Here is a 10,273-nt window from a genome sequence, read left to right on the forward strand (position 1 = left end):
GAGCGCACGGCGAAGAACCGCGAGCAGCATCCTCGGTCACATGCCGAGTTCGAAGCGCTTGGCCGGGACGACGATTACTGATCTCTGAAATGGTCGATAACAGCGCCGGATCAGCGTCGAAACAGCGTGGCGTGCCCTTCGCCAAGGGCAAATCAGGAAACCCCAATGGGCGCCCGAAGAAAACGCAGGAAGAGCTTGATCTCGTGGCCGCCTGCAAGGCCAGGACACCGGCGGCGCTAGCGGTGATCGAGCAGATCATGGAGCAAGGCCAGAGCGAGCGTACGCGTCTTGCTGCTGCCCAGGCGATCATCGAGCGGGCGTACGGCAAGCCCAAGGAAACGGTCGAAATGGACGCGCAGCTGTCGGGGCGCATCGAGACCATCACGCGGCGGATCATCCGACCGAAATGAGCGAGCTGATGATGGACACAGCGGCCGTATTCGAGCCGCTGCTTGAGCCTGCGCGATACAAAGGCGCGTGGGGTGGCCGAGGCTCGGGCAAGTCCCATTTCTTCGGCGAGAAGCTGATCGAAGACTGTATGGCAGAGCCGGGCGAGTCTGGCGAGGGCATGCGCGCGGTGTGTATCCGCGAGGTTCAGAAGGACTTGGCGCAGTCGTCCAAGCTGCTCATCGAGACGAAATTGCGGCAGATGGGGCTCTACGACGCACAGGGCTTTCATGTCTACAAGGACGTGATCCAGACGCCGGGCGACGGCCTGATGATCTTCAAAGGCATGAACGACTACACCAGCGAATCGGTGAAGTCACTCGAAGGCTTTAAGCGCGCGTGGTGGGAAGAGGCGCAGACGGCGACGATTACCTCGTTGAACCTGCTTCGCCCGACGATCCGCGCGGCTGCTTCTGAGCTGTGGTTTAGCTGGAATCCGAGGCGGCGCACCGATCCTGTCGACGTGATGCTTCGTGGCACGGAAAAGCCAACTGGCGCGGTTGTGGTGCGCGCGAACTGGCGCGACAACCCTTGGTTCACGGCAGAGCTTGAGCAGGAGCGCCAAGACTGCCTGCGCATGCAGCCGGAGCAATACGACCACATTTGGGAAGGCGGCTACGTCACGGCTCTGTCCGGGGCCTACTTCGCCAAGCACTTGCAAACGGCAAAGGATGACGGGCGAATCGGCTTCTTCCCGGCCGACCCGATGATGACGATTCGGCTCTTTGTCGACATTGGCGGTACCGGCGCACGGGCTGACGCGTTCGCGCTGTGGGCGATGCAATTCATCGGTCGCGAGATTCGCGTCGTGAACTATTACGAGTCGATCGGGCAGCCGCTTGACGCCCATATCGCGTGGTGCCGCGCGCAGGGCTATACGCCGGAGCGCGCGCAATTCTGGCTGCCGCACGACGGCGCGACGCAAGACAAGGTCTACGACGTGAGCTACGAGTCGGCGCTGCGCAAGGCCGGCTACACGGTGACCGTCATCCCCAACCAGGGCCGCGGAGCAGCTACGCAGCGCATCGAGCGAGCGCGCGTGCTGTTCCCTCAGATCCGCTTTCACGAAGCACCGACTGAAGCAGGGCGCGCGGCGCTCGGCTGGTATCACGAGAAGCGGGACGAAGCGCGCGGCATTGGCCTTGGACCGGACCATGACTGGTCGAGCCACGGCAGCGACGCATTCGGCCTCGGCTGCCTCGTGTGGCAGGAGCCGCAGACGATGAAGCCAATCAATTACCCCAAGATCGGAGTGGTATGAGCATCGCACTCGACAACAAGGTCGGAGCGCTGGAAAAGCGCGTCTCCGAACTCGAAACGAAATGGATGGGCATGACGAAGATCGAACTGCTTGCGCATTTGGCGCAGCTTGAGCTACGCATCGAGCGCATCGAACAGCGTGCCAAGCCGGGCCCGAAGCCGAGGGATGGGTCGAATGGCTAAGCGCATGACGGACGCCGAGTTGCTCGCCCAAATCGGCCAGTACGAGAAGGCGGCGCTCGGATCAAGCGTCTCTGTCGGCCCGTCGGTGGGCGGCAACATCAAGCCGGCCGGCCAGACGATGACGACGCTGGAGATCGACCGATACAACGCGCTCAACGCCTACTACGCTCGCCCGCTCGGCAACGAGGTCGAGGATCGCTCGCAGATCGTATTGCCTGAGCTGCGCGATACGGTCGAATGGATCATGCCGACGCTCATGCGCATGTTCGCGAGCGGCAAGCCCTGCCAGTTCGATCCCGAATCGCCCGGCGACGAGCAGCAGGCCGAGATCGAGACAGAGGTCGTGAACCACGTGTTCATGAAGCGCAACGATGGTTTCTTCGTGCTGCACGACTTCTTCAAGGACGCGCTGCTGCTGCGAAACGGCTACGTCGATTCGTGGTGGGAGAAGCGCCGCAAGTCGATCGTCGAGACATACACGGGCCTGACCGAGATCGAACTCGCGATGCTCATGCAGACCGACGACGAAATCGAAATCTTGGAGCAGAGCGAAAAGATCGATCTCATCGACGGTCCGATGGGCAAGCAGCAATACACGTGCTTCGACGTGAAGCTGCGCCGCGTGACGATCGAGAAGCGTCCGCGCGTCGAGTGCGTACCGCCCGAGGAAGTGCTCGTATCGAACGCGCGCAAGGGCTTTGACGAGGTTCCGTTTGTCGAACGCAAGCGTACGGTGCTGCGCTCGGACGTGATCGAGATGGGTTTCGATCCTGCCGAAGTGGCCGAGATCGAGGTTTCGCGCCCCGACTGGCTGCAACTGATTGAGCTCGCGCGCAACGAGGTCACCGACCAGCTGAGCGAGGAAGAGTCGACCGATCCCGCCAGCCAAGAGGTTGAGCTGCGCATCGTCTGGATTCGCATCGACTACGACGGCGACGGGATTGCCGAGCTGCGCCGAGTCGTCGTGGCGGGCGATAAGGTGCTCGACAACGACGAATGCGAGGAATGCTCGCTCTCGTACTGCTCGCCGATCCGCATGCCGCACCGGCACACTGGCATCAGCTACTACGATCTGCTCTACGATCTCCAGGTCATCAAGACGACGCTCTTTCGCCAAGCGCTCGACAATCTGTACCTGACGAACAACCAGGGCTACGCGGTCGACTGGCAGAAGGTCAACATGGGCGACATGCTCATCAGCCGGCCAGGCCGCATCGTGCGCACGGAAGGCGCACCGATGAACACCATCATGCCGCTCACGACGCCGTCGAACATGATGGCCCAGGTCGTGCCGGCGCTCGAATACTGCGACCTTCAGCGGGAGATGCGCACGGGAATCGGCAAGGACACGATGGGCGTCGACGCTGACGCGCTCCAGGATGTGACGAAGGGTGGCCAGTTGGCGGCCATGAGCGCGGCGGCGTTAAAGGTCGAGCTTGTTGCACGGCTGCTCGCCGAGGGCGTCAAGGACGTGTTCGGGAAAATACACCGGCTGCTCATGCGCCATCAGGACAAGCCGATGACGCTGCAATTGACCGGGCGCTGGGTCGACATCGACCCGTCCCAGTGGCGCGAGCGAACACAGGTGAGCATCAACGTGGGCCTTGGTTCGGGAAATCGCGAGGAATCGCGCGCGAACCTCATGATGATGGCCCAAGCACAAAACCAGATCGGTCAGGCGTTCGGGCTTGTCGGGCCGAAGCAGGCCTACGAGACGTTCAAGGCGCTCTCGCATTTGCTCGGCTTCGAGAATCCAACCCAGTTCGTGATGGACCCTGATTCGCCCGAGTACCAGCAAATGCAGGCGCAGCGCGCGCATCAGCCGCCCGATCCGCGCATCGCTGCGGCGCAGATCAAGGTGGAAGGAGACAAGCAGGTTGAGGGGATGCGCTTGCAAGCCGCTCAAACCAAGGTGCAAAGCGCCGCGACGCAGGCCCAGGCCGAACTCATGCATGGCGCGCAGCAGGCGGGACACGATCGAGATACCCAGGCCATGCAGATGCAATCGGCCGAGTTCCAGACAGTCTTCCGCGCGCTGGCGCAGATCGTCGCATCTCAATTGAACAAGAACGCCGCTGCCGACGCCGGCGCGGTCATGAGTCATGACCTTTCAGAGGTGCAGCGTGGCGCTTGAAGATGAAGTCAGGAAGGGCGGCGACGCTCGGCAAGTTCTCGATTCGACGATCTTCCTGGAGGCGCGCAGGCGCGTGCTGGAAGGCATCGAGCGGCAGATGTGCGCCGTTCCTCTCGCCGACGGCACGATGCACACGCGGCTGATCGTCATGCGCCAGTGCTGGGACGCGCTCGAAAAGTACCTGGAGCAAATCAAGCAGACCGGCGAGATCGCCGAGTTCCAGTTGCAGCAGCAGGAAGAGCGCAAGAAGCGCTTTCAGATATTCGGCTGAAGCCGACAACCCAGGAGCCACATTATGAACATGGCCGTTCAAACACAGCGCAGCGATGACGAGCAAGTCGAAGACATGATCCAGCGCAAAGGCAAGACCGCCGCGCGCGTGACGCCGGCTGATATCGAGGCGTCGATCGCGAGCGAGTTCTATTTTGTCGCGGGCGATGGCGTGTACGGCGCCGCGCACAAGGAGGGCGATAGTTCGGTCCAATCCTTTCCGGCTGCGCTGGATTTGCTCACCTTCTGCGTGCTCGTACTGCGCAACGGCTTCACCGTGACAGGCGAGTCTGCATGCGCGAGTCCGGAAAACTTCGACGCCGAGATTGGTCGCAAGATCGCGCGCGACAACGCCAAGAACAAGATTTGGCTGCTCGAAGGCTACTTGCTCAAGCAGCGGCTGCACGAAGCGCAATAAACCACTCCACTTTCCATACAAGGCTCGCTTCGGCGGGCCTTTTTCTTTTTGAGGCAACGAAATGAGCGAAGTGAACGCGACCACCCAAGATTCGGGCGCCGCAGGTCTGATGAGCGACGAGTCCGCATTCCAGAATCTGTACGAACAGGGCGGATTCGATCCGAACGGGGAACCGCCGAAGGATCAAGTCAAGATCGGCGATGCACCGCGCGATGCTGCGGCCGCTCAGAACGGCGCAGGCGCCGACGATCAAGCAGCCCAAGGCCAGCAGACCGGCGCAGAAGCGCAGGGGCAGCAGGAAGGCCAGCAAGCAGCGAAGACCAGTGAGCAAGACGAGCCGTCGGCCTACTCCAGCCTGGAGGACTTGCTGACCTCGATGAAGGTCGATCCGGCCTCGGCGAAATCGCTCGCGGTGACGGTCAAGGTGGACGGCATCGAGGCGCAAGTCCCGCTCGAACAGGTCATCAAGTCGTACCAGCTCGAAGGCCACGTCAACAATAAGTCGATCGAGGTCTCGAATCAGCGCCAAGCGCTGGAGCAAGAGCGTGTGCAGTGGCAGCAGGCCACGCAGCAGGCACTGCATCAGCATCAGGCGATGGGCAACATGGCCTTGCAGTTGCTCAACCACGATTTCAACAAGGTCGATTGGAACGGCCTTCGCCAGAACAACCCGGCAGAGTTCGCCGCGCTGCAAGCCGAATTCGGCCAGCGTCAGCAGCAGCTACAGGGCTTCCTCGCGCAGGTCGATCAGCAGCGCCAGCATGAAGCCGCTCAGCAGCAGCAGGCGCAGCAACAGAACCTCGCTCAAGAGCGCGACCGCCTCTATCAAGCGATCCCCGAATGGCGCGACCCCGCAGCCTTCAATAAGGACCGCGATCAGATTTCGCAGTACGCCCGCAACCTCGGGTTCCAAGACGCCGAGCTCAACCAGATATTCGACCACCGCTACATGCGAATCCTGCACGACGCGGCGCGATATCAGGCGCTCCAAGCGGCGGCCCCGCAGGCATTGAAGCAGGTCCGGCAAGCGCCCCCCGCGGCCGCCCCGGGATCTCGGACACAAGCGAATCCCAACGACGCGCGCCGCACGGCCGCGATTGAACGATTCAACCGCAATCCGAATGACGAGGACGCACAAGCAGGCGTCTTCTCGCTCTTCACGGATTGAAATCCGGAGCCAAAAATGTCTGTACCAGCCAATACCTTTCAGACCTTCACGCAGAAGAACATCCGTGAAGACCTCATCAACGCGATCTACAACGTCGATCCGTACAAGACGCCGTTCCTGAACATGGCGAAGAAGGATACCGCCAAGCAGACGAACCATGAATGGGATACGGATACCCTCGCGGCGCAGAACCTGAACAACGCTGCGGTGCAGGGTGACGACCCCACGGCGCAGAACCTCTCGCCGACGGCACGCATGGGCAATTACACGCAGATCAGCACGAAGGTCGTGCAAATCTCGGGCACGTCCCAAGCGGTCGTGGCAGCCGGTGGTTCTAACAAGATGGGCTATCAGCTGCTCAAGAAGTCCAAAGAGCTGAAGCGCGACATGGAAGGCATCTTGACCTACAACCAGGCCAAGAATGCCGGCACATCGACGACGGCAAGCTTGCTCGCTGGTTTGCCTACGTGGCTCCAGCAAAACGTCGTGTTCCAGACTGGCGGCTCGCCGTCGGGCGCAAATCCGGCTGTCGCGTCGAACGGGTGGACGGACGGAACGAACGTGCGCACGTATAACAGCGTGACGGTGGCGGTCACCGAAGCAATGGTGAAGTCCGCGCTGCAAAAGGCGTTCAACAGCTCGGGTGATTGCCCGGAATACGCGCTCGTCTCGTCGGTGAACAAGCAGAACATCAGCGCCTTCACTGGTCCGGGCACGCGTTTCACGGAAGTCGATGGGAAGAAGTTGCCCACGGTAGTCAACATCTACGAGTCGGATTTCGGTGACGTGAAGTTCGTGCCGGACATCTTCCTCGCGCGCTCGGGCGACATCTTCTTCATCAACCCGAACTATGTGCGTGTCGCGTATCTGCGGCCTTTCCAGACGATCCCGCTCGCCAAGACCGGCGACTCGGACAAGAAGGAACTGCTCGTCGAGTACACGCTGCAAATGGGCAACGAGCACGCCCACGCAGCGATTTTCGACACTACGGGTTGAGCATATTCGCTCGAACTGATGGGCGGCTTCGGCCGCCTTTTCTTTGCACAGAATTTAGGAGCCAAACATGACAGGCATCACAGCAGGCACTACGCGCACGCAGGCGGGCGCGACTCAAATCACGGCGGATATTACGACGATCGGCACATCGACGGCTCCCTCGTCCGGATCGATGCTCGGCGACGGCGTCGCGCTTCCGCTGGTGGGCTCAGGCACCGATCGAGTCTTCGTCATCAACAACACGGCCAATCCGGTGCAGCTCTACGCAGCGGTGCCGGCATCGGGCACGGCCGACACGATCAATGGCGTAGCGGGCGCAACGGGCATTGCGCTCGCGCCGAACTCGGTGGTTGTTGCAACCGAAGCCGCTCCTGGTGCGTGGAGCGTGGTCGGCACCGCGGAAGGCTACAGCGGTGGATTTCCTACCACGACGGCCGTTAGCGGGCTCACCGCGCATGCTGGTGGCGGCCAAGGCAGCGCCACTGCATTGCCGGCTGCAATCAACCGTGTGACGACGGTGGCAAGCGCGGCGGATAGCGTAGTTCTGCCTGCTTCGGCGCCCGGCCTTCAAATCATGGTCGTGAATGCGACCGCCACGAACTCGATGAACGTATTCCCGGCATCCGGGGATGCGATCAACGCGCTCAGTGCGAATGCGGCGTTTGCGGTAGCGGCGACGAAGGTTGCGACGTTCTACTGCACTAACGCGGGGCAGTGGCACACGATTCTGACGGCGTAAAAGGGTTCTCCTCAGCGGTTCTTGGGGCGGTCTTCGGGCCGCCCGTTTTTTTGGAGCGTGACATGGGATGGACAACTCTCTCGCCGTGGCGGCCGATTCCGGGCAGCGGCCAAAACATTACGATCGGCGCCTCGTCGACGCAGGCCACGAACGCAGTAGGCGATAACGCGCAGGCGATCCAAATCTCGGCGATCGGAGGCAATTGCCATGTGGCGATCGGACAGAACCCGACAGCCGGCGCGGCGGACATGCTCGTGAAGGCCAGCGATCCTCCGCTCGTCGTGCGAGTCACGCCGGGCGAGAAGATCGCCGCAATCCAGGATGGCGCATCGACGGGCACCCTGAACATCGTTGAAGTGACGCACTGAGGCTCGCTATGGACGATCAAACCGAAACCCTCGAAACATCGTCTCCGGTGACGAATCGGGACGCGGCTGCGGATGGCAAGCGCGTCACGTACCACGAGGAAGACGATAACGTGATCCTGCATTACGAGCAGGACGTGTCAGAAGTGCTCAAGCTGAATCACGAGCAGCGCGTGGCTGAGGGTAGCTGCTCTCGGATTGGCGAGTTCCATCAGACCATGCGCGTGCCCGAGGTCGTACTGCTCGACATCCGGTTTCGATATGGCTGGGACTATATGAAACGCGATCACTGGCCGTTCGTGAAGGCAATTCTCAAAGGACCGGAATACGCGGCGTTCCGCACCACGAACCGGCGCATCTGATCATGATGAAATACATCAACAGCGTGGCGAACTCAACGACTGGGTTACCGGTGCAAAACGCTTCGGTGCAGGTCAACATTCAGGGTGGCGCTGCGGCGACGCTTTATGCCGACGACGGCGTAACGACGATCGCGAATCCGCTGACGACGGATGCGAATGGACAGTATGCGTTCAAGGCTGCGGACGGTACGTACCAGCTCATCATCAGCGGCAACAACATTGCGACGCAGACGATCAACAACGTCCTGTTGGTCGATGCGCTGCCTGCGGATCTGCCTACTAGCCTGCCGGCCACGAGCGGGAAGCTCTGGAACAACGGCGGCGCGCTCTCGGTATCCTGACATGCTCAAAAAGCTCAAATTCGCCGCAGTCGCGTTGCTGCTACCGCTGGTCGCGTTCGCGCAGTCGTATCCCTCGCCGACGTTCAATAACGTCACAGTGCAGGGCACTCTGACGGCGGCGAGCCAATCGTTCACGAGCCCGCTTGGCGTGTCGTCTGGAGGCACCGGCGCGGCGACATTCAGCGCGAACGCCATACTCTACGGCAATGGCACCAGCGCAATACAGGCGCTTGGCCCGCTGACGAATGGGCAACTTGTCGTAGGTTCGACCGGCGGGGCTCCGGTTGCAGCAACGCTAACCGGCACGACGCATCAAATCGCCGTCACGAACGGCGCCGGCACGATCACGCTCGCTACCCCGCAGAACATCGACAGCACCGCCTCGCCGACGTTCGCCGGACTCACGTTATCAAGTGCGCTCACCGTTGCAAATGGGGGTACCGGCCGCGCGACGCTGACGAATCATGCCGCGCTGATCGGCGCAGGCACAACGGCGATCACGCAGATCGCGCCCAGCACTGCCGGGCAGGCTCTCATCAGTGCGGGTGCGTCCGCTGATCCGACATGGGGATATCCGACTGGCACGCTCATCGGCGTCCAAGTCTTCACGGCAAGCGGCACATATACGCCGACAAGCGGGACTGCCAGCATTATCGTCTACGCGGTTGGTGGTGGTGGTGGCGGCGGCGGCGTCGGCGCTACTGCGGCAGGGCAATCAGCCGCCGCCGGTGGCGGAGGCGGAGGTTCTTTTGCGATTGCACGAGTCACAACAGGATTCAGTGGAGCAACGGTAACCATAGGTGCCGCAGGTAGTGGCGGTGCAGCCGGAACAAACAATGGAACCGCAGGGGGTACCACTTCATTTGGTTCCATTGTTTCTTGCCCTGGCGGAGGCGGAGGGACTACCGGTGGTTCCGCTGGCGTGGGAGCGGGAACTACCATTCCCGGTGGGGCAGCACCGACGATATCCGGAGCGACTTCTATTGTTTCGAGTAACGGGTATGGCTCGAAGACATATGCCGTCATTATCGCAGCAGGGGTGGTGGAATCCGGCGGGTCTGGAGCCGATAGTCCATTTGGAGCTGGTGGTGTGAGCACTTCACCTGGTGGTTCAGCCGCAGCAGGAAATAACGCATCAGGAAAAGGGTCTGGGGGTGGGGGCTCAAGCGCTGGAGCTTCTCAAGCAGCACAGGCCGGCGGTAACGGCACTGCCGGCCTCGTCATCGTCTATGAGTACAACTGACATGACTTACGCAATCGTCCAAAACGGCGTTGTCGTGAACACCATCGAATGGGACGGTTCGTCCACATGGACGCCTCCGGTCGGCGCAAGCGTCGTGAAAATCCCCGACGGTGCATATGTCGGCATTGGCTCGGCGTATGACGGCAAGACGTTCGGCGCGCCTCCGGCGCCTCCTGAGACGGTGGTATAAGCCATGACCCAATTCGTCCAGCCAATCACACCCAGCTATCCGGCCGGCGTCGCAGGCGTCTACGACTACAACTCGCTCAAGCAGGCCGTGCAGGATTGGAATGCGCGATCAGACGTTGGAAACTTCATCGACTATTTCATCCAGCGTGCAGAGAACC

General features: G+C 61.4%; 14 protein-coding genes. All 14 read left to right on the forward strand.

Translation table 11 applies throughout. From position 1 onward, the window contains the following. The coding region (locus ACTHL0_RS18935; protein WP_440568395.1) for a DUF5681 domain-containing protein at positions 1–410 on the forward strand (410 nt) is incomplete at its 5' end. Positions 411–418: 8 nt separating this feature from the next. Then, positions 419–1,708, forward strand: coding sequence for a PBSX family phage terminase large subunit (locus ACTHL0_RS18940; protein WP_440568397.1), 1,290 nt, complete (start codon positions 419–421; stop codon positions 1,706–1,708). Next, positions 1,705–1,890 carry a hypothetical protein gene (locus ACTHL0_RS18945; protein WP_440568399.1) on the forward strand — a complete coding sequence of 62 codons (186 nt, stop codon included), beginning with the start codon at positions 1,705–1,707 and terminating at the stop codon, positions 1,888–1,890. The genes ACTHL0_RS18940 and ACTHL0_RS18945 overlap by 4 nt, the downstream gene beginning before the upstream one ends. After that, complete coding sequence (locus tag ACTHL0_RS18950) at positions 1,883–4,024, forward strand: portal protein (protein WP_440568401.1); 2,142 nt, start codon at positions 1,883–1,885, stop codon at positions 4,022–4,024. The genes ACTHL0_RS18945 and ACTHL0_RS18950 overlap by 8 nt, the downstream gene beginning before the upstream one ends. After that, the gene (locus ACTHL0_RS18955) at positions 4,014–4,295 is read left to right on the forward strand and encodes a hypothetical protein (protein WP_440568402.1); all 282 of its coding nucleotides are present in this window, start codon (positions 4,014–4,016) and stop codon (positions 4,293–4,295) included. The genes ACTHL0_RS18950 and ACTHL0_RS18955 overlap by 11 nt, the downstream gene beginning before the upstream one ends. Positions 4,296–4,319: 24 nt before the next feature. Further along, positions 4,320–4,712 (forward strand): Gp49 family protein, encoded by a 393-nt coding sequence (locus ACTHL0_RS18960; protein ID WP_440568403.1) that lies wholly within the window; start codon positions 4,320–4,322, stop codon positions 4,710–4,712. Between the two features lie 61 nt (positions 4,713–4,773). Then, positions 4,774–5,880, forward strand: a complete 1,107-nt coding sequence (locus ACTHL0_RS18965) for a hypothetical protein (protein WP_440568404.1) — start codon at positions 4,774–4,776, stop codon at positions 5,878–5,880. Between the two features lie 15 nt (positions 5,881–5,895). Then, the gene (locus tag ACTHL0_RS18970) at positions 5,896–6,876 is read left to right on the forward strand and encodes an SU10 major capsid protein (RefSeq protein ID WP_440568405.1); all 981 of its coding nucleotides are present in this window, start codon (positions 5,896–5,898) and stop codon (positions 6,874–6,876) included. Positions 6,877–6,943: 67 nt separating this feature from the next. Continuing rightward, a complete protein-coding gene (locus tag ACTHL0_RS18975) occupies positions 6,944–7,615 on the forward strand; it encodes a hypothetical protein (protein ID WP_440568406.1) in 672 nt (223 codons plus the stop codon). Positions 7,616–7,677: 62 nt separating this feature from the next. Next, positions 7,678–7,983 carry a hypothetical protein gene (locus ACTHL0_RS18980; protein WP_440568407.1) on the forward strand — a complete coding sequence of 102 codons (306 nt, stop codon included), beginning with the start codon at positions 7,678–7,680 and terminating at the stop codon, positions 7,981–7,983. Between the two features lie 8 nt (positions 7,984–7,991). Then, positions 7,992–8,342 carry a hypothetical protein gene (locus tag ACTHL0_RS18985; RefSeq protein WP_440568408.1) on the forward strand — a complete coding sequence of 117 codons (351 nt, stop codon included), beginning with the start codon at positions 7,992–7,994 and terminating at the stop codon, positions 8,340–8,342. A 2-nt stretch (positions 8,343–8,344) separates the two neighbouring features. After that, positions 8,345–8,683: a carboxypeptidase-like regulatory domain-containing protein gene (locus ACTHL0_RS18990; protein WP_440568410.1), complete on the forward strand. Its 339-nt coding sequence runs from the start codon at positions 8,345–8,347 to the stop codon at positions 8,681–8,683. 1 nt (position 8,684) lies between these two features. Continuing rightward, entirely contained in the window at positions 8,685–9,926 is a 1,242-nt protein-coding gene (locus ACTHL0_RS18995) for a hypothetical protein (protein ID WP_440568411.1), read from the forward strand. Between the two features lies 1 nt (position 9,927). Beyond that, positions 9,928–10,116 carry a hypothetical protein gene (locus ACTHL0_RS19000; RefSeq protein ID WP_440568412.1) on the forward strand — a complete coding sequence of 63 codons (189 nt, stop codon included), beginning with the start codon at positions 9,928–9,930 and terminating at the stop codon, positions 10,114–10,116. Positions 10,117–10,273 lie beyond the last annotated feature (157 nt).

The organism is Trinickia sp., assembly GCF_051961175.1.
Lineage (GTDB): Bacteria > Pseudomonadota > Gammaproteobacteria > Burkholderiales > Burkholderiaceae > Trinickia.

What these genes read in the sequence shown, in the direction of transcription:
- ACTHL0_RS19000 (WP_440568412.1), top strand. Translation starts at nt 9,928, where the DNA reads ATGACTTACGCAATCGTCCAAAACGGCGTTGTCGTGAACACCATCGAA.
- ACTHL0_RS18990 (WP_440568410.1), top strand. Translation starts at nt 8,345, where the DNA reads ATGATGAAATACATCAACAGCGTGGCGAACTCAACGACTGGGTTACCG.
- ACTHL0_RS18980 (WP_440568407.1), top strand. Translation starts at nt 7,678, where the DNA reads ATGGGATGGACAACTCTCTCGCCGTGGCGGCCGATTCCGGGCAGCGGC.
- ACTHL0_RS18940 (WP_440568397.1), top strand. Translation starts at nt 419, where the DNA reads ATGATGGACACAGCGGCCGTATTCGAGCCGCTGCTTGAGCCTGCGCGA.
- ACTHL0_RS18945 (WP_440568399.1), top strand. Translation starts at nt 1,705, where the DNA reads ATGAGCATCGCACTCGACAACAAGGTCGGAGCGCTGGAAAAGCGCGTC.
- ACTHL0_RS18985 (WP_440568408.1), top strand. Translation starts at nt 7,992, where the DNA reads ATGGACGATCAAACCGAAACCCTCGAAACATCGTCTCCGGTGACGAAT.
- ACTHL0_RS18995 (WP_440568411.1), top strand. Translation starts at nt 8,685, where the DNA reads ATGCTCAAAAAGCTCAAATTCGCCGCAGTCGCGTTGCTGCTACCGCTG.
- ACTHL0_RS18965 (WP_440568404.1), top strand. Translation starts at nt 4,774, where the DNA reads ATGAGCGAAGTGAACGCGACCACCCAAGATTCGGGCGCCGCAGGTCTG.
- ACTHL0_RS18970 (WP_440568405.1), top strand. Translation starts at nt 5,896, where the DNA reads ATGTCTGTACCAGCCAATACCTTTCAGACCTTCACGCAGAAGAACATC.
- ACTHL0_RS18975 (WP_440568406.1), top strand. Translation starts at nt 6,944, where the DNA reads ATGACAGGCATCACAGCAGGCACTACGCGCACGCAGGCGGGCGCGACT.
- ACTHL0_RS18950 (WP_440568401.1), top strand. Translation starts at nt 1,883, where the DNA reads ATGGCTAAGCGCATGACGGACGCCGAGTTGCTCGCCCAAATCGGCCAG.
- ACTHL0_RS18960 (WP_440568403.1), top strand. Translation starts at nt 4,320, where the DNA reads ATGAACATGGCCGTTCAAACACAGCGCAGCGATGACGAGCAAGTCGAA.